At 50.7% G+C, this 26,290-nt stretch carries 22 protein-coding genes; 2 read left to right on the top strand and 20 right to left on the bottom strand.

Features of this window, described 5'->3' with window-relative positions; genetic code table 11:
- Positions 1-773: 773 nt before the first annotated feature.
- The 12 genes from QW71_RS29540 to QW71_RS29485 form a co-directional block, all read right to left on the bottom strand.
- Entirely contained in the window at positions 774-3,158 is a 2,385-nt protein-coding gene (locus QW71_RS29540) for a beta-galactosidase (protein WP_039307874.1), read from the bottom strand.
- A 468-nt stretch (positions 3,159-3,626) separates the two neighbouring features.
- A complete protein-coding gene (locus tag QW71_RS29535) occupies positions 3,627-5,207 on the bottom strand; it encodes an ABC transporter substrate-binding protein (protein WP_039307884.1) in 1,581 nt (526 codons plus the stop codon).
- 67 nt (positions 5,208-5,274) lie between these two features.
- A complete protein-coding gene (locus QW71_RS29530; RefSeq protein WP_371916259.1) occupies positions 5,275-6,138 on the bottom strand; it encodes a carbohydrate ABC transporter permease in 864 nt (287 codons plus the stop codon).
- An 85-nt stretch (positions 6,139-6,223) separates the two neighbouring features.
- Positions 6,224-7,150 carry a sugar ABC transporter permease gene (locus QW71_RS29525; protein ID WP_042135342.1) on the bottom strand — a complete coding sequence of 309 codons (927 nt, stop codon included), beginning with the start codon at positions 7,148-7,150 and terminating at the stop codon, positions 6,224-6,226.
- A gap of 187 nt (positions 7,151-7,337) precedes the next feature.
- Complete coding sequence (locus tag QW71_RS29520) at positions 7,338-8,897, bottom strand: response regulator (RefSeq protein ID WP_039307872.1); 1,560 nt, start codon at positions 8,895-8,897, stop codon at positions 7,338-7,340.
- Between the two features lie 64 nt (positions 8,898-8,961).
- A complete protein-coding gene (locus QW71_RS29515; RefSeq protein ID WP_039307870.1) occupies positions 8,962-10,683 on the bottom strand; it encodes a sensor histidine kinase in 1,722 nt (573 codons plus the stop codon).
- 99 nt (positions 10,684-10,782) lie between these two features.
- Positions 10,783-13,161 carry a beta-galactosidase GalA gene (gene galA, locus QW71_RS29510; protein ID WP_039307867.1) on the bottom strand — a complete coding sequence of 793 codons (2,379 nt, stop codon included), beginning with the start codon at positions 13,159-13,161 and terminating at the stop codon, positions 10,783-10,785.
- Between the two features lie 185 nt (positions 13,162-13,346).
- Entirely contained in the window at positions 13,347-14,351 is a 1,005-nt protein-coding gene (locus QW71_RS29505; protein ID WP_047014051.1) for a CapA family protein, read from the bottom strand.
- A gap of 59 nt (positions 14,352-14,410) precedes the next feature.
- Positions 14,411-14,878, bottom strand: a complete 468-nt coding sequence (locus QW71_RS29500; RefSeq protein WP_039307862.1) for a YfbM family protein — start codon at positions 14,876-14,878, stop codon at positions 14,411-14,413.
- A gap of 99 nt (positions 14,879-14,977) precedes the next feature.
- Complete coding sequence (locus QW71_RS29495; protein WP_039307858.1) at positions 14,978-15,637, bottom strand: class I SAM-dependent methyltransferase; 660 nt, start codon at positions 15,635-15,637, stop codon at positions 14,978-14,980.
- A 177-nt stretch (positions 15,638-15,814) separates the two neighbouring features.
- Complete coding sequence (locus tag QW71_RS29490) at positions 15,815-16,837, bottom strand: SDR family oxidoreductase (RefSeq protein WP_039307856.1); 1,023 nt, start codon at positions 16,835-16,837, stop codon at positions 15,815-15,817.
- A gap of 29 nt (positions 16,838-16,866) precedes the next feature.
- Positions 16,867-17,805 (bottom strand): aldo/keto reductase family protein, encoded by a 939-nt coding sequence (locus tag QW71_RS29485; protein WP_039307853.1) that lies wholly within the window; start codon positions 17,803-17,805, stop codon positions 16,867-16,869.
- 168 nt (positions 17,806-17,973) lie between these two features.
- Between QW71_RS29485 and QW71_RS29480 the strand changes: the two genes are divergently transcribed.
- Positions 17,974-18,318 (top strand): helix-turn-helix domain-containing protein, encoded by a 345-nt coding sequence (locus QW71_RS29480; protein ID WP_039307851.1) that lies wholly within the window; start codon positions 17,974-17,976, stop codon positions 18,316-18,318.
- Positions 18,319-18,331: 13 nt separating this feature from the next.
- Here QW71_RS29480 and QW71_RS29475 read toward each other — a convergent pair whose 3' ends face one another.
- The 4 genes from QW71_RS29475 to QW71_RS29460 form a co-directional block, all read right to left on the bottom strand.
- Positions 18,332-19,459, bottom strand: coding sequence for a response regulator (locus tag QW71_RS29475; RefSeq protein ID WP_039307848.1), 1,128 nt, complete (start codon positions 19,457-19,459; stop codon positions 18,332-18,334).
- A 336-nt stretch (positions 19,460-19,795) separates the two neighbouring features.
- Positions 19,796-21,508, bottom strand: coding sequence for a phosphoenolpyruvate--protein phosphotransferase (ptsP, locus tag QW71_RS29470; RefSeq protein ID WP_039307846.1), 1,713 nt, complete (start codon positions 21,506-21,508; stop codon positions 19,796-19,798).
- Positions 21,501-21,776, bottom strand: coding sequence for an HPr family phosphocarrier protein (locus QW71_RS29465; RefSeq protein WP_039307843.1), 276 nt, complete (start codon positions 21,774-21,776; stop codon positions 21,501-21,503). Before QW71_RS29465 ends, ptsP begins: the two co-directional genes overlap by 8 nt.
- Before the next feature lie 169 nt (positions 21,777-21,945).
- On the bottom strand, positions 21,946-22,545 hold the full coding sequence (locus tag QW71_RS29460) for a TetR/AcrR family transcriptional regulator (RefSeq protein ID WP_039307876.1): 600 nt from the start codon (positions 22,543-22,545) through the stop codon (positions 21,946-21,948).
- Positions 22,546-22,663: 118 nt separating this feature from the next.
- Here QW71_RS29460 and QW71_RS29455 point away from each other — a divergent pair, with 118 nt between their 5' ends.
- A complete protein-coding gene (locus QW71_RS29455) occupies positions 22,664-23,212 on the top strand; it encodes a hypothetical protein (protein WP_039307840.1) in 549 nt (182 codons plus the stop codon).
- A gap of 36 nt (positions 23,213-23,248) precedes the next feature.
- Here the strand turns inward: QW71_RS29455 and QW71_RS29450 are convergent, their stop codons facing one another.
- From QW71_RS29450 to QW71_RS40670, 4 genes are all read right to left on the bottom strand, one after another.
- Entirely contained in the window at positions 23,249-23,854 is a 606-nt protein-coding gene (locus QW71_RS29450) for a DUF1349 domain-containing protein (RefSeq protein ID WP_039307837.1), read from the bottom strand.
- A gap of 239 nt (positions 23,855-24,093) precedes the next feature.
- A complete protein-coding gene (locus QW71_RS29445) occupies positions 24,094-24,618 on the bottom strand; it encodes a hypothetical protein (RefSeq protein WP_039307835.1) in 525 nt (174 codons plus the stop codon).
- A 2-nt stretch (positions 24,619-24,620) separates the two neighbouring features.
- Positions 24,621-24,950, bottom strand: coding sequence for a hypothetical protein (locus QW71_RS29440; protein ID WP_039307832.1), 330 nt, complete (start codon positions 24,948-24,950; stop codon positions 24,621-24,623).
- 9 nt (positions 24,951-24,959) lie between these two features.
- The coding region (locus QW71_RS40670; RefSeq protein WP_039307829.1) for a hypothetical protein at positions 24,960-26,290 on the bottom strand (1,331 nt) is incomplete at its 5' end.

The following is a 26,290-nucleotide window of genomic DNA, read 5'->3' as shown; positions in this document are numbered from 1 at the left end:
TTATTATCTCTAGTCTCTTAACCGGTGTCCACGAATAATACTAACAGCATTCATCCCTTTGGTTCCCCCATCCTGCCGACTTCTGTGCCTGATCAAGCACAAACTCGTCCTTCAAACGGAGCTGCTCCAAGTTCCAAAGAATCTTCCACAACAGACGAACATCATAATTCCATATATAGAAAAAAAGCCCTCCCGCCGGCAAGGCGTAGCGGACTTTATTCTAGTCGCTCAGATGACTTTACTTTATTTCGCCAATAATGCCCACTTTTCCTCATTGTGGACTCAGATGCACTTATCCTGCTGTTTCGGGTCCGAAACGGCGGGGAATCAGGAGCTTAACGGCTTCTCTGTCCGCATGGGCGGAGAATGCAGCTTTTCGAGTATAATAACGTCCCTACAGTCCGCATGACCTCCGCCACTCCCTCTCCTTTCAACCACTCCATCGTTCGCCATCCAAGTAAGGACGAATAAAAGAATGGCGAGGTCTATCGATGCTTCCCAATAGAAGCCATAGTTCGTATGTTACTCATAAATCTTTTACCGCCGTCCACATACTTCGTCCACTCCAGACAATCAGCCGGATATTCCTGCTACTTTGCATGCCTTTGCTGGTCCACCTGATACACAGTCTACAACCAACCGCTCTTTCTACTCCTCTACCTTCCTTACTCCGCCCAACATTCTCTCTGTTGTACACTACTTCACCGTTCATTTCTCTGTCCTGCTCTTATCCACATTTTCTCTATATCGTATATCGGTCTTGGCCTTACCCCTTAGTTCTCCCCATCCGCCAACTCCTGCAGCTTCAGCGCAACCCGGTACACCGGTGTAGCCGTAACACTGTGGAACACAGCAATGGCTTCGCCCTCGAATACCTTCTCCACCGCCATGGCGGCATTGGCAGCCAGGGTTACAGCACCTGTGCGGTGCGGTGTGGTTTCCAGGATGATCTCGCCTCTGCGGAGGACATCGCGGAACCGGGACAAGCCGATTTCCCAAGGCAGGCCGTTGTAGAAATGATCATGGAATAATTGCCCGCCAGCAAAGGCATAGCCCACATTCCCCGTATAATCAATGCTCAGCAGCACTTCCCCGGTTCCTTGAAGAACATCCTCCGGCAACCCGAGCGCAAGCTTATGGTCATGAAGCCGCCGCGTGGTAAGCGCGATCTCCTTCAGAGGAACCTGCACATCATAGATCCGGAACCAGCCATCCGTCCATCCGCTGATAGCTGCTTCAGCCTGCACCGTGCTCCACTGCGCGGCTGGCGCCACTGCTCCACCGGCATATTCACGGAACATGAAGGCATTCTGCCCGCTGCTAAGGAATTCAATGCCCTCCCGGGTCTGAACAAGCGGAACCTCCGAGAACACAATCCGGCTCTGACCGCCGTCCTCCAGCTCCCACAGATTTGCAGCATCCTTGGCACTCATCGCGTAAATCCGGACTTCCCGGGCTCCGTCACGTTTGATTACGATCATTGAGGACACTTGATGGGGAATGAGCACGTTGTAGCTGCTGCCGTTCCCCTCAATCGTTCCGGCATCTGTGGACACACTGAGAATACCGTCCTGCGCATCCAGCAGGAACTCACCATCCACACCCTCCGGCATCGCGAAGAAATAGGTGATGGCTTCAGCAGATTCCACAGCGGTGACCGGCTGGGCCGTTGCATACTTTAGATTCAGCCCATCCAGTGCGAAGTTGAACGGCAGCAAGAATGCAGCCTTTTGCTTAATATTCAGTGTGCTCCGCTGCGGGAAGCAGATGGTCTCCGCCTCAAGCTCAACCGCAAACACAACCTCTTCATGCCCATCCATCTCTACATGATCCTGATAATTATTGACGAATAAGAACCCGGACCTGCCATCCGTGCGGACAGCATAACGCAGCGTATGCGCATCATCAGGAGTAACCGCCTCTGCACCTTCCGGAAGCACGGTTGCCATAGGAGCAAGCCGGTCTGCGAATTGGCGGAGGAAATAATGCAGCGGGCGCAGCAAGCCGTTAGACTCACGGATCTGTCCGAACTCGCCAATCGGTGCCTGGAAATCGTAAGTCAGCTTAGGCGTTGTGCTCTCGTTCAGATAACCTGTTCTGCCTACCGGATTCGTGCCGCCATGGAACATATAATAACCGATGAAGTTGCAGCCTCCGGCAAGCTTCATCAGGGTCATGGCCACTACACTTTCCGGCTCTACCTGGAAGCGTGACAGATACCAGGTCTGCATGCCGCCGCCCATCTCACAGCAGGCAAACGGATACTTCGTCCGGGGATAAGGCGGATTGAACTCTCCCCCCTGGGCCTGATCATCATGGAAATTCACAAATACATATTCAGGTGTCGGTGTCTGGGTTTGACTCGGGTCACTGATGCTCCACGGGGTATAGGCATACCCGCCGTACAGCGGCAGGACTTCATCTTCCAGGAACGGCGCCTCGCCCCAGCCGGTGCTGGTATAGATCGGGGCAATCAGGCCGGAATCCACCGCATACTCCTTGAGCAGGCGCATATGTACTGCACCTTCCGCACCGCCTATTCCCCCGCTAAGGTATTCATCCCCCTGCTTCGCAGTCTGTTCCCAGAGCGCAGCGGCAGCATTGAATTCATTCTCCAGCTGTATCCCGATCACCGGTCCGCCGTCCTTATACATCAGGCCTGCGGCCTCGTTCCCGATCTCCCGGAACAGTACTTTTACATAACTCAGGTACCCTTCATCATTGGAGCGGACATCGAATTCCCGCCCGAACAGCCAGTCCGGGAGCCCACCGTTACGGACCTCGCCATGACAGAACGGACCGACACGCAGGATGACATATAGCCCGTTATCCCGGCACAGCTCCACAAACTTCCGGAGATTGCGGTTGCCGCTCCATTCGAATTCCCCTTCTATTTCTTCGTGATGATTCCAGAAGATATAGGTGGCGATCACATTGATTCCTGACATCTTCATCTGCCGGAGTTCTGTCTCCCAGTCCGCTTCCGGATAACGCGAATAATGGAACTCACCGCAGATGGCGAAATAAGGCTTGCCGTTCAGCTCCATGTAGTAATTGGTGAAGCTGATCTGGTCACCCTCCGGGTTGCTTCCCCCAAGTCGCAGGGTCGACGGATAGATTTCCTTCGGGGCAATATGGGCTTGTATCGTATGCTTCATGTGATCGGCTCCTCTGCAATTAGCTTGTTTTCTTCGTTAATGTCTATAAAAAAACCACCCCAAAGCTATGCTCTGGAGTGGCCCGGAAGCCGTTACATTAGCTTCACCTGTATTCAGCTATATAGTATGAACTATGGATGTTTCCGATGTAGATGCCAGTCGTACTGCGGTGAATATTTGGACTTTCGGCCGCTGTTGTCCCCAGATTTCTTGATTTGAACCGCTCTCCGCAGTAGAAATCCGGTGACAAAGGCGATCGCTAACGCTCCTACAGTTCCAAAATCCCCCTCCGTACTTCCATCTGTTATTGTCTTTCCTAGTTCAACGTCCCCAGATTTCTTGATTTGAACCGCTCTCCGCAGTAGAAATCCGGTGACAAAGGCGATCGCTAACGCTCCTACAGTTCCAAAATCCCCCTCCGTACTTCCATCTGTTATTGTCTTTCCTAGTTCAACCTATATAGTGCTATTATTTCTGCGCTGCCAGGAAAGCGTCAATCTGGCTCTGCAGCTCTGTCTGCACCTTGTCAATACCAGCGGATTTCAGCTGTTTGATCAGATCCGCCTGACCTTTATCCAGATCATCAATCAAGCCGTATTCCAGCGGAATGGCATAACGCAGCATCACGTTGCCGATGTTGGCTACTTCGTTCTTCACCGGTGTGGAGTCGAAGACGAAGGTTTCAAGCGGGAAGTGATAGATGCTGGACTGCCAGCTGTTGAACATGTTGTCTGCTTCTACCGGATACGCCGAATCTTGACGGTTCAGCGGGGAGTTCCAGCCCCAGTTCGAGAAGCCCGTGTAGTTGGCCGCTGCTGGTCCTGCACTGTATTTCTTGTCGCCATCAGGAATATAGTTGGTTCCGGCAATACCGTACATCGTCAAATCATGAATTTCCTTGTCATTCTGCAGCAGGTCGATCAGCATCAGGGAACGTTCTACGTTTTTGGAAGTAGCATGGATCGCCATACCGTTCTGGGTCGAAATTGCTGCAATTTTCTTCTTGCCCGGAGTAAGGTCAGCAATCGCCAGCTCAACATCCGGCTTGTCGCGGCGCATTTCCGTTACGTTCGCCGCTACAGTACCCAGGTTCTGGGCGTAAGAGGAAACTTTTTCAGCTTTGATATCCTGCCATACGTCATTTTTATTGCTGACTACGTTTTTGGACCATACGCCGTTGTCTGCAAGATCCTTGTAGTAGGTAAGCAGTTCTCTGAATTCAGGTGTGTCGTAGATGTTGAAAATTTTGCCGGTTGCATCATCCAGCTTATAAGCCAGCGGCAGCAGGTTAGCGTCTACCAGGTTCCAGTCATTGTTCTGCTCCAGCGTAGCCTGGTCAAGCTCATGCCATTTCCAGCCGTCGGCAGGTTTGGCACCGTATGCGGTAATTCCAGTTTCTTCTTTGGCAACCGTTTTCAAGTAAGTGGCATAGGATTCAAGGCTGTTGATTTCAGGAAGATTGTATTTCTTGCGCAGATCCTCACGGTACAGAACCACTTTGTCGGTAACCTCAACGTTGTTGTTCGGAACCATGTAGAGCTTGCCGTCTACTTTGGCTTGCTCCCAGTTGACTTTAGGCATCGCTTCCCAAGTCTGCGGCATGTAAGTCGACAGCAGATCATCCGTCAGCTCCAGGAAACCGCCTTTGAGCGCCTGATCGTTATAGAGTGCCCAGTTGGCAGTATACACAAGGTCAAAATCTTCATTAGCCGCAAATTTCAGCGGGTACTTCTGTGTCCAATCCGACCAGTCGAGGAATTCAGTCTCCACGGTAGCATTGATTTTTTCTTTCAATTTCGTGTTCAGCTCTCCGAACACCTTATCGTAATCCCCCGGCTGTCCGCCGATCAGCAGCATCTTCAGCTTCACTTCTTTGGAAGTGTCCGGAGCGCCGGAATTCGCAGCTGCCCCTTCTGTAGCGGTTGCCGGAGCCTTCGTAGCCTCTGCACCTGTATTGGCGTTGTTATTGCCGCCGCATGCACTGAGAATGGTACCCAGTGCCATCATTGTTGCCAGCGTAACTGTAAGTTTCTTTGTCTTATTTTTCATCATGACCGATGTTCCCCCTAATTCAAAATAGTATTGGGTTTATATTGATAACCAGGTTGCCCTGTGTTCATCCTTTGACTGCACCAATCGTAAGTCCGGTTACAAAATATTTCTGAATGAACGGATAAGCAAGCAGGATCGGTCCTGTAGCCACAATGGTCATGGCCATCTTCAGACTCTCCGTAGGCAGATCCGTATTCACAACTGCGCCGGAGGCCATCATCGCCTTGCGCATGCCATCCATATTGCCGAGCATTTTGTAGAGATAATATTGCAGCGGCATCAGCTCCGATTTGGAGATGAACAAGAGTGCGTTGTACCAGTCATTCCAGTAGGCCAGAGCAATGAACAGGCCGATGGTAGCCAGGGCAGGCTTGGACAAAGGCACAATCAGTTGCATGAAAATCCGGAAATCTCCTGCGCCGTCAATCTTGGCGGATTCTGTAATGGCATCCGGGATGCTGCTCATGAATGATTTCATGACGATAATGTAGAACACGTTCATCAGCAAAGGCAGGATCAGCACCAGCAATGTATCTTTAAGATGCAGATAGTTGACAATCATCAGGTACCAAGGGACCAGACCGCCGCTGAACAGTGTCGTGAAGAAGAAGAAGAAGGAGAAGCGGCCGCGCCATTTGAAATCTCTCCGGGACAGCACATAGGCCGTCATCGAAGTCAGGAACAATCCGAACAATGTACCAATGGCGGTTACGGATATGGTTATGCCGTAAGCTCTGAGCATTTCCTCCGGATACTTGAACAGCAGGCTGTAGGCCTCTGTCGAGAACGCAGACGGGAAGATCTGGAAGCCTTTTTCAATAATCGTGCTCTCCTCACTCAAAGAGGAGGACACGACCAGAATGAAGGGGAAGATACAGAATATAGCGAGTACAGTAAGCGTCACGTAGCCGATAATGGACAGTATCATCTTGTCTTTATTGCCGCGCTTCCGGATAACCTCCGGAGTTTTCATGTTTGCAGTAGTTGAACTCATTTCGGTTGACCTCCTTTTCCTAGAATAGAGCACGATCCTTATCGTATTTACGAACGGCATAGTTAGCCAGCATGATGGTTACGAAACCAAGCAGGGACTGATAGAAGCCGGCCGCAGCGGACATTCCGATCTCATTGGAAGTGGTTAGTGAGCGGAACACGAAGGTGTCGATGACGTCGGTTGATGAGAACAGCAGGCCGTTGTTGCCGACCATATTGTAGAACATCCCGAAATCCCCGCGGAAGACGTTACCGATCGCCAGCAGCACCAGAATGATGACTGTAGGCATCAGGTTCGGAACCGTAATCTTCATAATCCGCTGGAAAATATTCGCCCCGTCAATCTCAGCTGCTTCGTACATCTCGGTATCAATGCTGGTGATCGCCGCCAGATACATGATTGTACCATAGCCCAGCGTCTTCCACGCGGATACGACCACCAGGATTACCGGCCAGTAGGCAGCAGTATTATAGATGTCCACCGGCTGCATGCCGAGTCCTTTGAGCAATACGTTAATGGTACCAACGTCGAAGTTGAACAGGTTGTAGGCAATGGCACCAACCACAACCCAGGAAATGAAGTAAGGCAGGAACAATACCGTTTGGGTAATTTTCCGGAACCATTTGCCGGCAACCTCGAACAGCAGGATAGCCGCAAAGATCTGAACCACGTTGTTCACAACGATAAAAGCAATATTGTACAGCGCTGTGTTTCGTGTTACGCGCCAGGCGTCACCAGAATTGAAGAAGAATTTAAAGTTGTCCCATCCGTTCCAGGGGCTGCCGAAGACCCCGCCGGTGTAGTCGTATTGCTTAAACGCCAGTATAATGCCTGACATGGGTATATAAGCAAAAAGCAGGAAGAACAATACCGCCGGTACAAGCATGAGGAGCAAGGATCTGTACTTCTTCACATCATCCCAGAATCCATGTTGTTTCTGTTTCATCTTGAATCCCCTTTCCATCAATCCCTTTTCTCTATAGCTTTATTATAAAGAAGCGCTTTCCCCGTGTGGATTAAGCCTAGCAACTAAAAGTAATACTTTTTCAACGATCGGTTAATATATACCATTCCCCTAAAACAAAAAAACGTTGCCCCCGGTTGTAATAACCGGACTGGCAACGTTTGGCAGGCTATATTTTCTGTTTCTTGCGGTACTCTCCCGGCGTCATGCCTGTGATTTGCTTAAACTGCCGGTTGAAATAGATAATGTTCTTGTAGCCCATGCGCTCGGCAATCTCATAGATTTTGAGTGTCGGATCGCCCAGCAGCTCGAAGACCCGGCCCGTCTTGCGCTCATTCACGAATTCACTGAAAGGAAGCCCGTACTCTTCCTTGAACAGATAACCCAGATAGTTCGGTGTGAAGTCGAAATGGGCGGCTACCTCCTTCAGGGTAATCTTCTTCTCCAGATTCTCCTCCACATAATTCATAATCTCATCGATCAGCTTACGCTTCTGCCGCTGCCGCTTCACGTACAGCAGCTCCGACAGCTCGAAGAATCTGCGCCGCATCCAGGACAGGATATCGTGAATTGTCTCGAACTGGAACAGAATATCCGGCTGATGCGACTCCCACTGCAGCAGCTCATACAGATTCTCGTTCTGCTGCTGCAGATCCGCATGCAGCTTGGAGGTGATGCGGATGATCAGCTCATAGACATCCTTCTTGCTTGCACTCGTGAACAGCTCCAGCAGCTGGTCGTCGATGGCCACCAGATCATATTGAATGATTGCCTCCAGCAGCTTCACCACTGTCTGTTCCATCCGGGCCCCCGGCGTCCCGCGCGGCGAAGATTCCATGTTATCACGGATCAGCCGGTTCTTCCCGAGCAGCCACTTCGCGCTGAGGGCGGCTTGTGCCTGCTGGTAGGATTCGTGGAGTCCCGCTTCGTCCTGGGCATAACGTCCGACACCAACGGTTAACGTACAGGGTGAAGACTCTGCCATCTTGCGGATTAGCTCGTCCAGCAGGTTCATGAAGCTGTCCTGCGGAAGGCTGCAGAGAATGACAAACCGGTGATGATGAACAGGAATCAGCGTGCCAAGCTTCCCGTCCTCCACAAAGGATTTGATCAACCCGGCCATTTGCCGCGTCTTCACGCGCGCATCCTCCTCGGACAGATCACGCATTTTCCATTCCAGATCATCGATCTCGACAAGTGCAGCCGCCGCCCCTTTCACCAGTAGCGGGGTAAGGGCACTGCGCAGATGCGGCTCAGCGGGTTCAGGCGAAGGTTCTTCGAACCAGCGCAGGATAAGCTCCTTGTTCACAAGGGACAACGCTTCGCTGAAGGAACGGTTCTGCTCCCTCTCCTTCTCCATAGCTGCGCACAATGCGTCCAGCATGTCGTACAAATCCTTATCTTCAACAGGCTTCAGCAAGTAGCCGGAGGCATTGATCTCAATAGCTTCCTTCGCATAGCTGAAATCCTCATGGCCGCTGATGAAGACGATTTTGACCTTGGGATGGATGACCTTAGCCCTGCGTGCAAATTCTGTTCCGGTCATAATGGGCATCCGGATGTCTGACAGGATAATATCGACCCGTTCCTGCTCCATGATCTTAAGCGCGTTAAAGCCGCTGTTCGCTGTTCCTACTACTGCAATATCGAGCGGGCTTGCCAGCACCCTGCGCCGCAGCCACTCCAGATCGACAGCTTCATCGTCTACCAGCAATACATTGATACTCATCGCAATCATTTCCTCCTGTGTTTGTACAAGGGTGCTCTGCCCCGTAACCGGTCAGCGAAATTCCTCACAGGTCCTCGTGATCCTGAACCCCGGCAGGGAGAAGCAGTTGGACAGTTGTCCCTCCTCCGTAAAAGCTGGCAATTGTCACACCGTAGGCGTCACCGTATCTGAGCTTGATCCGCTCATTGACGTTCTTCACCCCGTAACCGCCGGACTGTCCCTTGCCCTGCATCATTTTCTTAACGACATCCGGACGCATGCCGATTCCATTGTCGATGATCTTCAGCTCAATACTGCTGCCGACCCTCCGGCCTGTCAGACGGATGGCAATGGACTCGCCAAACCAGGCATGCTTGAATATATTCTCCACAAAAGGCTGCAGCAGCAGCTTAATGACCTGCATCTGCATAATCTCCTCGTCCACATCAACATACAGAGTGAAGGCATCCGCATATTTGACCCGCTGGATTTCCAGGTAAGTCGCCACCTGCTCCAGCTCCTTCTCCAGTTCAATGTACACATTGCCCTGGTTCAGCGTCAGCCGGTAGAAACGCGACAGGCCATGGACCATCTCCGTGACCTTGCCGATTTCGCCCAGATTGGCCAGGCTGCTTATCGTCGAGAGCGTATTGTAGAGAAAATGCGGATTAATCTGCGCCTGCAACGCCTCCAGCTCCGCCTGCTTCTTCTGAATCCCCTGCACATATACACTGTTGATCAGCCCCTGAATATTGGCGGCCATATCATTGAAGGAGTCCGCAATCTGCACAAATTCATCATTGCCGGAGAATCGGATCCGCTTCTGGAAGTTCCCCTCCTGGAAGGAACGGACCAAACCTACAATCCGGCTCATCTTACGCCCGGAAATACGCGCCACCACGTACCCGATCAGGGTCATAACCAGAAAGCTGAGCGAGCAGGCTGCAATAATGACTTTGCGCAGACGGCCGGCATCCTGGGTCAGATACTTTTGCGGGACGAGCGCCTCAATAACGAAATTACTGCCCGGGATCTGCTCATGCAGACTGAGGAAGTTCTGCCGGCCATCGTCATAATTGGCGGTTCCGCGCTGGAACAGAATCGAACCTGTAGTCTGTTCAACCAGCCGCAGGGTAATCCCCTCTTCCACAGGGAAGGTATCGAAGCCGCCGAACAGATCCTCCAGGGAGACCGTAATGCGTATATAGCCGATCACCGTTTTGTAATCACTGAAGTTGACCAGCCTGCGGACATGGGAGAGATTACCCAGCTTCTGGTCGGTATCAATCTGCAGCCACAAATTATCGCGCTTCGAATCCTTAAGCGACAGATACCATTCGCTGTCGGTGATATCCTCAAAGGGCAGAATATAATAATCGCTGTCATAGATCGGCTCATCCAGATTATCACCCGATACAATATTAAGATCACTGTTCGGGGTATAGAGCATGAAGCGGATCTTGTTCCCGAACAGCTGCAGCGGTGCGGTGATCTGGGGAACAATCTCATCGATCATAGTCAGATAGATCTCAAACGGTGTCCCCTTCTGCTCAAGCGCACGCTGAAACGGCTGGCTGCCGAACAGGTTGTCCGACATCCGTTGAATTTCATCCATCTGATAGCGGATATTGTTCCTTGCCTGCTCCATTCCCGTCTTGATGTTGGACTCGGCCATTTCTGTTCTCGAATCAGTCAGCATGGAATAAGAAATGTAGCCGATGAACACATCGGTCAGCAGGACCAGCAGCAGGTAGGGTATCATCATTTTATACGTGAAGGGCATGTATTTCTTCAGTTTAGGCATCATTCGCGGGACATCCTCTGCATGGAATTCATTATGTCTATATTATCGTTCCACCCGCCGGAAATAAATAGCCGCTCCAGAAGTTCACTTCGCGCCTTATGATTATTCGGCAGTCACCTGCAGCACCACTTCCGCAGAGGCCAGTCCCATGGACACCGCCCGTACCTGGATGGAGCCCGCTTCCGGTGACGCCTGAATCAAGGCCAGGCACCAGCCGTTAAAAGCACGCCGCAGCGGAGACTTGTCCGGCTCATGGCTGCTTGGATTGCCGTTGCCGACGCCGAGCAGCCCTCCGGCTCCCGACACTTCAAACCGGATCTCGTTGTCGGCCGCAGGAACGACATAACCCTGCTTGTCCAGGACAGCCACGCGAACCGGGATCGTATCACAGCCATCCGCCCGCCCCTCCAGCCGGTCAGGGAACAACGCGATCTGGTACGGCTGGCCTGCTGTGACTACAGCCTTCTCGGCAATGGCCAGGCCGCCGCGTTTGCCGATAGCTTTTAACTCACCCGGCTCATAGATGACCTCCCACGATAAATACCCGGTTCTATTTGCCTGCTGTTCGCCCAGACTTCTGCCGTTCAGACTCAGCTCCACCGTCTCGGTGTTGGAGAATACGCGCACCTCAACCGGCTTCCCCTCCGAGCCCGGCCAATTCCAGTGCGGCAGCACATGAACCATCGGCTCGTCCTTCCACACCGCCTGCATATAGTAATAGCTGTCTTTGGGGAACCCGCAGGTGTCCATCAGCCCGAAATGCGAGTTAATGCACGGCCACAGATAAGGGGTCGGCTCCCCCCGGTAATCGAATCCGGTCCACATGAAGACGCCGGTCAGAAAACGGTGATTCACCAGATCGCTCCACGCCTGCTGCGGAGTGCAGCCCCAGGAAGGAATGTTCGTGCCGTATTCGGAACAGTAGCCCTTGACCGGATCATCTTCGTAGATTCCCCGGGTTGCCGTGTAACTGGCACATTCACTGCCGATCATCAGCCGCTCCGGATATAGCCCGTGGTCACGGATGTCGATATTATGGGTGTCCCGGTGTCCATAATTGTAGCCGGTAATCTCTACCACATCGTTATATCCATTCTCGTTCCAGCCATGGTTCATCGCCGCAGAGGTCGGGCGGGTCGGATCGATCCGGCGGGTCCGATCCGCGAGTGTCTTCAGTATCCGCGCACCTGTCACGGTACCTTCCAAAACCTCCTCATTCTCCAGGTTCCAGATGATTACTGAGGGATGATTCCGGTCCCTGAGGAGCATCCGCTCCAGCTGGCTCAGTCCATTCGGGCTGCTGTCGAGCTTGCGGTTCTCATCCATCACCAGCATGCCGATCCGGTCGCAGATATCCAGCAGCTCGGGGGTTGGAGGATGGTGGGCACTGCGGTAGGCGTTGGAGCCCATCTCCTGCAGCAGTCTAAGCTTGTATTCGATCAGGCTGTCCGGCAACGCTACGCCGACCCCGGCGAAGTCCTGATGGTTGCATGTCCCTTTGATGAGCAGCGGTTCTCCGTTCAGGAAGAAGCCTTCCTCCGCATCGAAGCGGATGCTGCGGATGCCGAACACCGTCTCATACCGGTCAAGCTCTTTCCCTTCATATATAACAGTCGATTCCGTCTTATATAAATACGGCGATTCCGTACCCCAGAGCATAGGCTGATTCACCTCAAAGCTCTGCTCAATCTCCGTCTCAGCATGCCAGTCCGCAAAGGCATCCGCCGAATCCGCACAGATCTGTATTCCATCAGCATCATAAATCACCGTGCGCAGCGATACCGGCAGGCCCTCAGTATAATCATTGCGGAGGCGTGTGCGGATGTTGACTACGGCCTGCTCTTTGGCCACTTCCGGTGTCGTTATATAGGTTCCATACTCGGCTACATGCAGGCGGTCCGTATTCTCCAGCCAGACATGACGGTAAATGCCGCAGCCCTCATACCACCAGCCTTCACATTCGCTAGCATCTACTTTGACCAGAATGACATTACTGCCCTCCCCGCCATAGCGGAGAACATCCGACAGATCGTAACTGAACCCTATATATCCGCCATGATGCGAGCCGATCAGATGCCCGTTAACCCATACCGTGCTGGTGCCCGATACTCCGTCAAAGCGTACCGTCCATTTACTGCCTGCAGCGTCTGCAGGAAGCTCGAAGGTTTTGCGGTAGAAGCCTGTACCGCCCGGCAGATAACCATGGCTGCCGTCCCTTGCGCCAAGCATTTCATCCGGAACATACTGCTGCTCCACACACCAGTCATGCGGCAGGCTGAGTGCGGTCCATTCCAGCTGCTGCTCACCCATTCCTTTATCATTAAAAGCAATATCCAGCCACTCCCCCTCCCGGAGAGCACCCGTATCTGTAATACCGCCTGTCATTCCACCCTTGACTGCATAAGGAATCTGGAGCTCCCCTTTATAAAAGCCCCAGTTCTCATCAAACTTGACTTTGGTTCTAACGGTTCCCGTTCTCACTTCTGCAAAAACCTCCTTGATGAACTAATATTCATATTGTAGAGTAGATTAGCTTTACGCCGTTAGTACAATGCTAATAATGAATAGCACAAAATGAATATGACTTGGCTCCAATGCAAATAGCCCGGAGAAGAAGAGTCTGCTTCTCCGGGCTATTCAGTATATCCTCAGCACTCCCTGTTGCTTCAGAGCTTCTCGCTGACCGCTCCTCCGGCTGCGATTTTCGCATTGAAGGAGAGCTCATTCAGCAGCTTGTAGGTCTCTTTGTTATAGGCTTCACCCATGAAATTGGGCTGCCCGCCAATGATTTTGACCGGAGTAATACTGCTCGTCACCCCGGAATTGCTGATCGTGAAGTTGACCAGCATCGAATGCAGCGTCTTGTCCCCGCCCCGTGTAGAGCGGTTGAACACAAAATTGCCCAGCGAATAGTAGATCGGCTTATGCTTGTAATATTCTATCCCCATCAGACAATGGCTGTGCGCCCCGAGGATAATATCGGCCCCGCTGTCGATCATCTGTTTCGCCAGCGTCCGGGCGTACTGTTCAGGGTAGTCCTTGAACTCCTGATTCCAGTGAATATAGACGATGGTATAATCGTTGTCCTTGGCTGATTGCTTAATCGCACTCAGCAGAGGCTCCGCTGTATAGGCGGAAGCCGCACCCGGACTGTTCTTGCCTGCATACCAGGAAGGGCCAGACAATACCCGGCTTACGCCCAGCATGGCGATCCGCTTGCCTTTGACCGTCTTAATGTAAGGTTTAAAAGCCTCTTGTATATTCGCGCCTGCCCCTGTGTGTCCGATCTTATTTCTGTCCAGATGGATCAGCGTGTCGAGCATGGCGGTTTCTCCATAATCCAGAATATGATTATTCGCCAGGGATACTCCGTCAATTCCTGCGTAGCTCAGTCCGGCCAATGCTGCCGGCTTGGAGCGGAAGGCAAACATTTTCTCGGCGGCGTCTCCCCGCACCGAGACCGGTGTCTCCAGATTGGCAAAAGCCAGATCGGCCTTCTGCAGCACTGGCGCCACTTTGACGAACGGGAAATTGACCCCGTATTTGGCAATCTGCTCGCCGACAAAACCGTCCAGCAGAATGTCTCCGGCAAAAGCAAGCTGAATCTTGTCCTGCGGAGCAGCCCCTTTGGCACTGAGACCCGCAGCCGGTACTAATAGGAGCAGAATCATAATTATAATGGCATATCTGCGCAAGTTGTCTGGCTCCTTTTCCACAAATTCAAATGAGGTTATGAGATATAAAATACTACATACGCTTGATCAGCGCTTGCGGTCCGGTAGAACTCCTTCATAGCCGTGAAATACGTATACATATAGTCAAAAAACTCTTCCGGTTCATCATCATCCACCAGCGGATAAACCCCTTCGTCCAGCATCTGCCGGAATTGATACCGTTCCCGCATAAACGCCTCTTCTATTCCCTCCAGGGCGGCAGCGGTTTCTTTCACCTGTTCCGGCTCCAGCACAAATACCTCAGCATCGGAATAGTGGCCGGCATAATGCTGGCCATTCATTGGCACAACTGCTCCAAGGGCTGAACCTTCCTCTGTACCCCCGCCGCTTAGTGTATAGTGCAGCGCCTGCCAGGCCTTATCGATATCCAGCTTCGGTTCGATTCCGTGCAGACTGATCTCTTCATCCCGGATGGCCTGAAGCAGTTCCGCATTTACAGTGATGTAGTTACCAATCATCCCCATGAAGTTGTCTCCTTCTCTCTTCCGTCTTGAGACTATTCTACTATACCGGAAGGAAACAACCAAATGATAGGGATTATACCTCTACCGTTCTATGCCGGACTAACCCTGCGCCTTCTTGAGCACCGCCCGGAAGCAGTTCAGGCCGCCCCACTGATCGGTATGCACAGCATCTGCCGGAAGATTGAAATCTGTCTCGCCCCAATACTGAAACCCGGCCTGGAGCAGAATCTCATTCATCCGCGGCAGGTTCACGGTCGGATAATCAAAGGTCAGCACGAGCAGACCTTCTCCATTAAGAGTTCTGTGAAATTCCCGCACCGCAAGCACCGAATCCTGCACCGACAGATGCTCCAGTACCGAGATGCAAAAAATCGTATCAAAGCTCTCATCCTCATACGGCAGTGCGGTAAGATCCGCCTGGGTCAGATGCAGCCGGTTCGTTCTTCTGGCCTGCACCTGCTGGGCTGCCAATTCTCCGATATCATCGGCAATATCCTGCATAATCGCTTCCCGTGACAGAATCCGGGCATCAATATCACAGGCGAAGACCTCTGCGCTATAGCCGGCAAGGTAGAATTTAAGCGGATGGGATATTCCGCAGGCGGCATCCAGCACAACATCATGCGGTGAAATAAAGTTGGTGCACCATTCATATTCATAGGGACGGCTCCACCAGGATTCCGGCAAATCATAAATCAGCTTCTCACGGCGTGCATCGGTATTCACAAAAAAACGGGAGACATATGGATGTGTCGGCATGACCAGGACTCCTTTTATGAGGGGATTTCGGTAGTGAGAGTATATTCACGAATCCGTATTTCATGCTATACCCGGAATAACGGCCCCGCCGCTCCTGCACAAAAAAACAGGCCCCCTCCCTTTAAGGACGGCACCTGCTTCTACTATTAAATCATAGCTGATACTATTTTTCCCTCATTAAACGTAATACGTGATCAGCTTCGCATCCACTCCATGCCTCGCAATCAGCCCATCCAGCATCTTGGACCAATCCTGATCCACCGTGCATAACTCAGGATGAGCTTCGAACCAGGCGACCGAGCGCTTCACCCCTTCGGCGAAGGGAACGGCAGCTTCGAAATCAGGAACAAGGCGTTTGATCTTGCTATTGTCGAACACACTGCTCACAGCCTGATCACCAATCAGCCCGTCCGCCGTCCCCGGCGGTGTATTCGCTGCGATGAAGTCGGTAGAGATATGCACAACCTTCGGTTCTCTGCCTGCGGCCTCGCCGATAGCAGCATAGATCTGATTCCAGTTCAGCACTTCGTCAGAGGTAATATGAATCGCTTCCCCGATCGCCTCCGGGTGACCCAGCAGCCCGACGAACCCTTTGGCAAAATCGGAATTATGCGTCAGCGTCCATAGGGAGGTGCCGTCGCCATGAATAACAAGCGGCTGGCCTTTGCGGATGCGTTCCACCAGCGACCATGGATTACTCCAGCTGGTCAGTGCCGCCGGAATGGCCGTGTCTCCATAAGTATGGGATGGACGGACAATCGTAATCGGGAAGCCGCTGTTCTGATACGCATCCAGCAGCAGCTGTTCAGAGGCAATCTTATCCCTGGAGTACTGCCAGTACGGATTCACCAGCGGCGTTTCCTCAGTAATGAGATAATTACGCTGCGGCTTCTGATAAGCGGAAGCGGAGCTGATATAGATGTACTGCTTTGTTTTCCCGGTAAATAAGGCAATATCCGTCTGTACATGCTCCGGTGTGAAGGCAATCCAGTCCACCACCACATCGAATTCGTAATCCTTCAGCGCCTCGGCCGACTTCTCCTTATCGCGGATATCCCCCTGGATCACCTGCGCACCTTGCGGCACGAAGCTGCTCCGCTCTCCACGGTTGAACAGATAAAGTTCTATTCCCCGTTCCACTGCCAGCCGGGATACTGCCTGGCTGATGAGTCCCGTACCTCCGATAAATAGAACCTTCATCCTGCATCCTTCCTCTCTTAGCCGATAGTTTAGCCGATAATTTCTTCAATCCGTGTTAATACATCCTCGGTGAGCTCGATACCCGAAGCCTTCACATTCTCTTCCACCTGCTCCGGACGGCTGGCGCCAACCAGTGCACTGGCTACATTAGGCTGACGCAGAATCCAGGCCAGCGCCAGATTACCTACAGAAATATCCAGTTCAGCGGCAATCGTGCCCAGCTCCTGAACCTTGGCGATTCTTTCCGCCGTAATTCCTTTACGCATCCAGTCGAGCTTAGCGGCCCGGCTATCCTCTGGAATATCGGAGACCGAGCTGTATTTGCCGGTCAGCAGCCCCTGGGCCAGCGGCGAGAATACGACTTGTCCGATCCCTTTGCGCAGGCCCAGCGGAATAATCTCTTTCTCGATATAACGTTCGAACATATTGTAGATCGGCTGGTTGACCACGATATGATCCAGCAGATATCGGTCGGCAACCGCAAGGGCCTCGGCCATCTGCGCCGCCGTCCATTCACTTACGCCTACATAGAGCACCTTGCCCTGCCGGACCAGATCATCCAGCGCCCGCAGCGTTTCTTCAATGGGCGTTTCCGGATCATACCGGTGGCAATACAGCAGATCCACATATTCAGCACCCAGCCGTTTCAGACTGGCATGACATTGCTCGGTAATATGCTTACGGGACAGGCCGCGGTCATTGGGACCGTCACCCATTACGCCGTATACTTTGGTCGCCAGCACATAGGATTCGCGCGGATAGCTGCTCAAGGTAGCACCCAGCACTTTTTCCGCTGCACCTTTTTCATAAACATTAGCCGTATCAAAAAAATTAATGCCTTGGGAGTAAGCGGTTTCAATGGCCCTAACGGCATTGTCCTGTTCCACATATCCTCCGTAGGTCAACCAGCTTCCCAGGCTGATCTCACTGACTTTAAGTCCGGTTCCACCTAATCTGCGGTATTTCATGAATCCCTTGCTCCTCTCTGAATCCGGCCTGTTAACCGGTTGCTCCATACACATGTTCATTCTAGAACAGATTGTATATAATAGAAAGAAGTGAAAAATAGTTTATTATATGTCATTCAGTATAGTTGCTATACTCTGGTATAGTGCCATGGAACAGGAGGAAATCCCTTGAAAGCAGCCAATTCTGCCAGTAATTATATCCCTAAGAACCCCATATCTATTGAATGCAACATAGAAAAAACGCTGGAGGTACTAGCCGGAAAATGGGCTTTCCTGGTACTGAGAGAGCTGCAGGGCGGCACGAAACGCTTCGGTGAGCTGCAGCGCAATATCGGTGGGATCAGCCCTCGCGCGCTGACCAGCACCCTGAGACACCTCGAAGAGCATGGAGTACTCGAACGATGCGTGTACCCGACCGTTCCGGTGACTGTAGAATATTCACTGACTCCCAAAGGTGCGGATCTGCATCAGATTCTCCACGAAATGAAGCTGTGGTCCGCCAAATGGACCTGAGCCCAGCCCATCGCTATTGTTTAGAGAGCATTTCACTGTACAGCTGCCTTACCGATTCTTTCGGCTCAAGCCCCAGCTCATAGTTTAGCAGTTCCTTCATCGCATGATAATGCCGGATCAGGCTGATCCGGTCTTTTTGACGGAAATAAATCCCCATCAGCAGCTCATGCGCCTCTTCATCGAGCGGTGATTTATCCAGCAGCAGATGAACCCGGTGCATAGCCTCCTCCAGCCGGCCCTCCGCGATAAAGTAACTGCACAGCCTCTTCGACAGCATCACGTAGAATCCGAGCATCTCCGCTCTCTTCGAGATGCTCCATAAATAATCGTCATCCGCAAACAGCTCACCTTGATACAGCTCCAGAATATATTCATATCTGGGTACCCTAAGCGGGGTCAAGGGAGGATTCGACCTGGCAAAATCCTCAAATTCCCATAAATCCCCGGCAGCACCGGCAATCTCCATCCGGTAGCTCCCGCCCTTGAAATGAATTTCCACATGGATTCCCGCTTTTTTGAGTGCAGTCTTCATTTTGTAGATTGTGGTATGCAGATTGGAGTGAGCCTGCACATCACTGCACTCCGGCCATAGCGCCTGAATAATCTGGCCTTTGGGAACGTAAGCTGGCCCTTTCAGAAACAGGAAGGACATCAGTTCCTTGGACTTATAGGTTCTCCATTTGACCGTATCCTCCTGGCCGCCCGCATTCAGCACATCGAACCCCCCGAAGCTGACAATCCTTGCCTGCTTAAGCGGCATCATCTGTTCTCCGTACAGCCGACGTTTCTTCTGATAGCGTGAAACTGCCCGGTCAAGCTGCACAGGTGTCGGAGGCTTAAGCAAATAATCCAGGGCTCCAATCCGGAAGGCTTCCATGGCATACGAATCATGTGCAGTCACAAAAATAACCTCCAGATCCCTGCAGCTCTCCAGCAGTACTCCCGCCAGATCCACACCGTTCATCAGCGGCATCTCCATATCCAGGAACACAATATCCGGCTGCAGCACCCGTATTTGCTCCAGTGCCTCCTTAGGCTTTTGAAATGCCCCGACAACATCTACCCGTCCATCCTTTTGCAGCAGGTAATGGAGCACATCCAGTGCCGGTTTTTCATCATCGATAATTACCGCTCTTATCATCCTAATCCTCCAGTGTGCTTCACGAAGCGGATAGCCCAATGAAATGAGCTGTGATGTCTGGCAGACAGCCAAGAAATCCAAGAAAAAGGGTGCCCTCAGCAAACGGCACTTAGAGGACACCCGGTTAATGAATAGCTAATCTATGCGATATATTTCATTGCAAATTTTAACATTTCGTGATTTATAAACATTTTATCATGCGCAAATAAGGCTGTAAATCATTGATTTCATATACTGCCTGAACAGAAAAAAACCGGCACTCTACTAAGAGAATGCCGGCAACAATGAACTGGAAAAAGTGGATTCAAAACGAACAGCAGTATCCGGAGAAAATACTTAATACTTAATAGCCTGCACCAGTGCAGCGACTTCTTCCGCAGTGCCCAGCTGCAGTGCCTTGGCAGCCAGCTCCTTCATCTCCCCCGCGGACAGCTTGGCAATCTGGCTGCGTGCCGGTAGGATGGAGGTTGCACTCATACTGAATTCATCGAGGCCCAGACCCAGCAGCAGCGGAATAGCTGTGGCATCTCCGGCCATTTCGCCGCACATGCCCGTCCATTTGCCCTCTGCGTGAGCTGCATCAATTACATTCTTGATCAGACGCAGGATGGCCGGATTATAAGGCTGATACAGGTAGGAGACCCGTTCATTCATCCGGTCAGCAGCCATAGTATATTGAATCAGATCGTTCGTACCAATACTGAAGAAATCCACTTCCTTCGCGAACTGGTCTGCGAGTACCGCAGTAGAAGGAATCTCAACCATGATACCCAGCTGAATCTGATCCGATACTGCCTTGCCTTCTTCACACAGCTTAGCCTTCTCTTCCAGCAGCAGATCACGGGCTGCACGGAATTCTCCCAAAGTGGCAATCATCGGGAACATGATGCGCAGATCGCCATGCACGCTGGCTCTCAGCAAAGCACGCAGCTGGGTACGGAAGATATCCTGGCGGTCCAGGCAGAGGCGGATCGCGCGGAACCCGAGGAACGGATTCATTTCCTTCGGAAGCTCCAGGTATGGCAGCTCCTTGTCGCCGCCGATATCCAGTGTACGGACGACAACCGGCTTGCCTTGCATATTCTCAAGCACAGTACGGTAGGCATTATACTGAATCTCCTCGGAAGGCAGCTTGTCGCGGCCCATGTAGAGGAACTCTGTGCGGTATAGGCCAACGCCTTCTCCGCCATTGTCTATTACGCCTGCAACATCATTCGGCGTACCTATATTGGCTGCCAGCTCTACACGCTTGCCGTCTGCGGATACCGTAGGCTCTTCGCGGAGCTTTTTCCATTCTGCGATCTGCAGGTCGTACTCCTTCTGCTTGGCTATGTACAAGGCTACTTCAGCTTCGCCGGGATTCACCAGCACATCTCCGCTTAACCCGTCTACAATGATAAGGTCTCCGGCTTTCACCTCAGACATAACATGCTTGGTGCCGACGACTGCCGGTATTTCCAGGGAACGGGCCATAATTGCCGAGTGCGAGGTACGTCCGCCGATATTGGTAGTGAAGCCTTTAACATATTTACGGTTAAGCTGTGCTGTATCTGAAGGCGTCAGATCCTCAGCAATTACAATAACCTCTTCACTGATTTCCGCCGGGCTGACATAGGAAATTCCCAGCAGATGATTCAGCACACGTTTGGTTACATCACGCATGTCGGCAGCACGTTCCTGCAGATAGGTGCTTTTCATATTCTCGAACATTTCGATGAACTGGTTAGCGACCTCCTGCAGCGCATAATCCGCGTTTACAGCTTCCTCACGGATTTTGTCCATCACCGGGCTGATCAGCTCCGGATCTTCCAGAATCAGCAGATGGGATTCGAAAATCTCTGCTTTCTTCTCTCCCAGCTCTGCCAGTGTACGCGCCTTAATCCGCGCCAGTTCACCCTTGGATATCTCCAGGGCGCTCTCCAGCCTGACAATCTCAAGCTCCACATCGCTTACGGTAGTTTTCGTGATCGTGTAGTCCGGATGCTTCAGGATAAACGCTTTAGCAACAGCAATACCTGCGGAAGCCGCGATGCCTGAAATCTTAATCATTGAGCTCGCCCAAGCCCTCTTTGATCATTACATCCTGAAGTGCGCCAAGGGCTTCTGCTTCCTGGCCGCCTTCAGTGATCAGGGTCAGGGTATCGCCGCTTTCCAGTCCGAGTGACAATACACCGAGAATGGATTTCAAAGTAACTTTCTTACCCTTTGCTTCAGCAAAGGCTTCAGTGTCCTTAAACTTGGTAGCTGTATTGACCAGCGCCGTGGCCGGACGCGCGTGAATTCCGTCTTCGTCGATAATTCTGAATGTTGTTTGCATGCTTCTCTCCAACTCTCTTTATAGTTTTTGGTTTCAGCTATTACTGCATAATAAACAAGAAAAGGCAAAACCACACCTTTGTTAAGGTAGCGGTTTTGCCTGATTTAACAGTAACAACCCGAAAAAATATACACTACTTTTTATAACATAACTCTAGCAATATAGCAAATTACTGAGGCTGCGCGCTGCTGCAGATCGAATCCAGATGAACGTTCAGCACCCGGATCATCCGCTGTGAATTCAGCCGTCCAGGCTCCAGCATGGCGTGGAGGGCCAGTCCGTCGACCACGGCATACAGCCGCTCCGCTTCACTGTCCTTATCCAGCTCCTGCCGAAGCAGCTCATGCTGGTCCAGATAATCGATCAGCTGGATGACCAGGGGATAGATAGCGTCATGACGCTCATCGTTATGTTCCCCGGTGGACTTGAGATGGAAGATAAACGCAAACCATACCTCCATTTCCGCCATGCTGCCATCGTCCGTAGGAAGCAGCTCCAGCAGCACCCTGGCAACCTGTTCCCTGGGAGCAAGGTCTGTCTGCATGATGTCCACGATCCGTGCAGTGACCCGTTCCTTCACCAGATTCATGGCAAACACCAGCAATTCATGCTGGGTGGAGAAATAATGGCGCAGCGCTCCCAGAGACACACCCGCCTCAGCAGCAATATTACGCACAGTTGCCCCTTTGATTCCCTGATGGATAATGACACGCCAGGTCGCTTCTGCAATATTCGATTTCCGCTCTGAATGATCTACTATTTTTGGCATGTCCATATTGTAGCATAAGCAGAATACGAAACACAATTTAAATAATACGGTTGTATTGTTTAAATTTCACTGCTATACTTCCGTTATTACCAAAAATAATCCTGACAAGAGGTGCATTATGAATCTGGTAGCATGGGCGATTGTTACGTGCGAAGTGTTATTCTGGGTGGTCATTCTTGCCGGTTTCACGGCACGTTATATTTTCAAGCGCAACACGCTGGGCCTGATACTCCTGGCGCTGACTCCAGTGCTGGATATTATTCTGTTGGTCATCTCCGGTGTTGATCTGGCCGGGGGAGCTTCTGCTACGACAGCGCATGCGCTTGCGGCTGTGTATATCTCAGTATCCATCGTGTTCGGTAAAAGCATGATCGCCTGGGCGGACGAACGCTTCCGTTATTATGTCACCAAGCAGGGGGCGCAGCCGGTCAAACGGTACGGCATGGAGCATGCCCGGCATTATTTCAAGGGCTGGGTGAAGCATCTGCTCTCTTTTATCCTCGCCGCAGGCATTCTATATGGACTCATCGTCTGGATTGACGATCCCGCCCGCACGGAAGCGCTGTTAAGTATCCTTACGGTATGGTCGGTTGTCATTGGCATTGACTTGATCATCACCGTTACCTATTTCATCTGGCCGAGACAGATAAAGGGCAGCGCACGCTAAACATTTTCCATACCGTCATCACGGTTTATTCACGGTTTATTCACCCGTTCTTATATTTTTAACCGTCCGGTTCTCCAATGTGAAATTCCGGTAGATTCTCTCTCCGCCTTCGCCTGTAGGGGCTTGTGCCAATAAACCTACTTTGATCGTTTCTCCCACCGGTAGGTTAAAGAAGCGCATCATATCAAACCTTACACCATCTGTCGAATAATGAAAGGCGAAGGCATTCCCGGATCTGGCGGCCTGCAGCCATACCTCATTGCCGTCGATATTACAGCCATTCGCATCATCCGAGGTCTGGTTTGTTACTACACTAACCACAGCGTGGGTATCGAAATCTGTCAGCTCAAAGCAGGCCTTGGCCCAGACCGTCAGGTCCTGCATCACCATGATGGAAGAGGAATCGTAAGTATCCCGGAAGTCATGGCTAACCTTCACCCGCAGCACGAAATCGCCGGACACTTCTGTATAGAAGAAGGGTGCATTCGTCAGACTCTCAGGGGTAAGCCCTTCTTCGGCAATAGCACCGTTGTTGCAGAAAAAGTCGCTGTTAGCAGTGGCTTCTAATATAATAGCATCATCCTCAAACCTGATGTTCCCCTCATTCATCCACTTATAAGTATTGAAATCCGCTAATGCCATTCATTATTCCTCCCATTTTTGGATAATTCTTATTTATTGCAAACGCATTCTCTTACTATAGCAAAGATGGTAATTCATCTCAAAACTATATTTCGGCAGTATGAAAAGGCCAGCAATGATCGTATTGGATCATGATTGACCTGTTCAAGTATGGTTTCTATTTAAATCCCATTATTAAACCCAGGTTGCGTATTTACTAATTACGCTAATAATATTTTCTCTTTAATATATAGCGTTCATTACTCTGCTCCTACTATGGTTAGTACTGCATTTTTATTGTCTAACAATGCCGGAACAACTATTTTATTAAAAACACTGTTTTCAATAATTGCTCCGGCGTGTATTGTAACTTGCCCTTCAACTGCTGCTGCAAATCGCTGTTCTAAAGTACACCACAGTTCATGGGCCTGCTCCTTGCTTACTTTTCTATCTGAATCAAATAACTCCAATTGTAAAAATTCTTGTGCCGTTGCCGTTGACTCCAACGTTCCTGCTTCGACTTCATCAGACTCAGCCGGCAGAGCTACCACATGAACCTCACTTTCAATTATTACAAAATCTCTATTCCAACTCACAGAAGTTATGGCCTCTATCGTGTTACTCTTGTTATATGATGCTGTATCTGCTTTAGGGATATATAATCGGTCAGGTTCTCCAATCATAGGTTCGATATAAAAAACCAGCTTCTGGCTCCCTCTGATGAGACTTAAAAACTTCCAGCCCATTTTCATATAACCATTTTCTTCAGTAATAATTTTCTCCACGCTCATTCTCCTGTAATGTCCAGTATTTTTGTTCCAGAATCAATACTGCTCATTTCCGCTTCAACTAGTTTAAACTCAGATGTCATAATCCCAAAGGTACTGTGCAATTTTTTATGCGCACATATTCTTCGATAGATTTCTATTTTCTGTTGGTTATTAATCTTTTCCACTTCGTCAGACTTTTTGTTTACTGCTTTTATAATGGTTGTCCACCATATTTCATCCCGAAAATCGGCTACATTAATAAAGACTCTGCAGGAGGAATCTTCATAGAATAGTTGATTAATTCCGTCAGAAGTAATGGTGAAGAAATCGCGATAGTCTCCAAACATAATTAATCCCTACCTTATATTAATATGATCTACATTCGGATTGTTTCTAAGTTGTGGAAGCTCGGTGGACCAGAAAATGGTGCGGGGTTTCCATGCATCAGGGACGTTTTTCGTAAAAGCAGTTACTGCTCCGCTTGCACCGTCAGCATACCTGCTTGATAAGATACTCCATATCTCTTTTGCTTGAGATTCAGTCATTCCCAATTCCACATACCTGTAATTTCCACTAGGAACAGTTTGGAATAATTTCAAATCATCCATCCATTTTCCTCCTGGAGTTCTCTCTAATGTTAGCTTAATAACCCCTTTTTCGGCAAATAGATTATCAGCATACCTTTCTGCAAGTTCTCTGGCTGTAGTGATTATTTTTTCTCCCGTAGCAGCATTCATTGATTCAATTCTACCAGCATAAAATATAGATTTATTCTTTTCTGTGGAGACATCCATTGATTTAGCTTTTTCAAGCAAATAGTTGTACCCTTCATCGGCTGAATTTATTGAATTAAACTCGTCATAGAGTCCTCTCTCGATCTCATTTTCTTTTACTCCTTGCCCTTGCACGTTCCCCACCTTAATATCCGGCAGCTTCCCGCGCACAAACCTCACCGCGCCGGCAACTACTTTGCTGCCCGCCCTGATTGCTACATCTCCTACACCCGCAATGACCGTGTTAATCCCCACTGCCGACAAGCGCTCACCCAGGCCTTGCTTGCCATCTTCCCTGAAATCGTTAATTGCGTCTGCTGCTTCTCCTACTAAACTGCTAGCTGTTCCCGATAACGCTGATCTCCATAGGGTAGGGGAGACTTTCCCCAATACTCCCACTGTTTTCACTTTCTCTAAAAACTTAAAGGGTAAAAACCAGCTGCCGATCTCTCCTGCGATGACTCCGGCCTTTTTTCCATACGGATTATCCATCGGATCCACATAGCCTTCCGGAGCAGGACCCATGATCCAGTTTGTCACCGTTCCTGCCATCCCTAATGAGATCCGATCAACCGCATGGACCAGTATATTGCTTCCACCTACGAGAATATTCGCTAGCGTCTGATTGCCCACTCCACTTCCCAAGAGACGATTTTTGTCCGCTACGGCTTTATTCAGCTCCTCGTAATCACCTTGGACCTCTGCAATTCTCCGGTCCTTCTCCTCTGTTGACAAGGTATTCCAGTAGGTCATACTCAGCCGTGTCTGAACTTCTGGGTCATCCAGATTTAAAATCTCCTGATCTGACACGAAATCACGCGGATCATAGGGCCCAATTGTGGCCTGCGGCTTCATCAGCTCTAGTTGCTGCTTCGCCCAGTCTCCCTTTGCTCCTGCTACCGCCGACATTCGAA

Source organism: Paenibacillus sp. IHB B 3415 (assembly GCF_000802655.2).
Taxonomy (GTDB): Bacteria; Bacillota; Bacilli; order Paenibacillales; family Paenibacillaceae; genus Paenibacillus_AQ; species Paenibacillus_AQ phytohabitans.
Note: the sequence above shows the minus strand (reverse complement) of the source record. Positions and strands in the feature narration are given on the sequence as shown.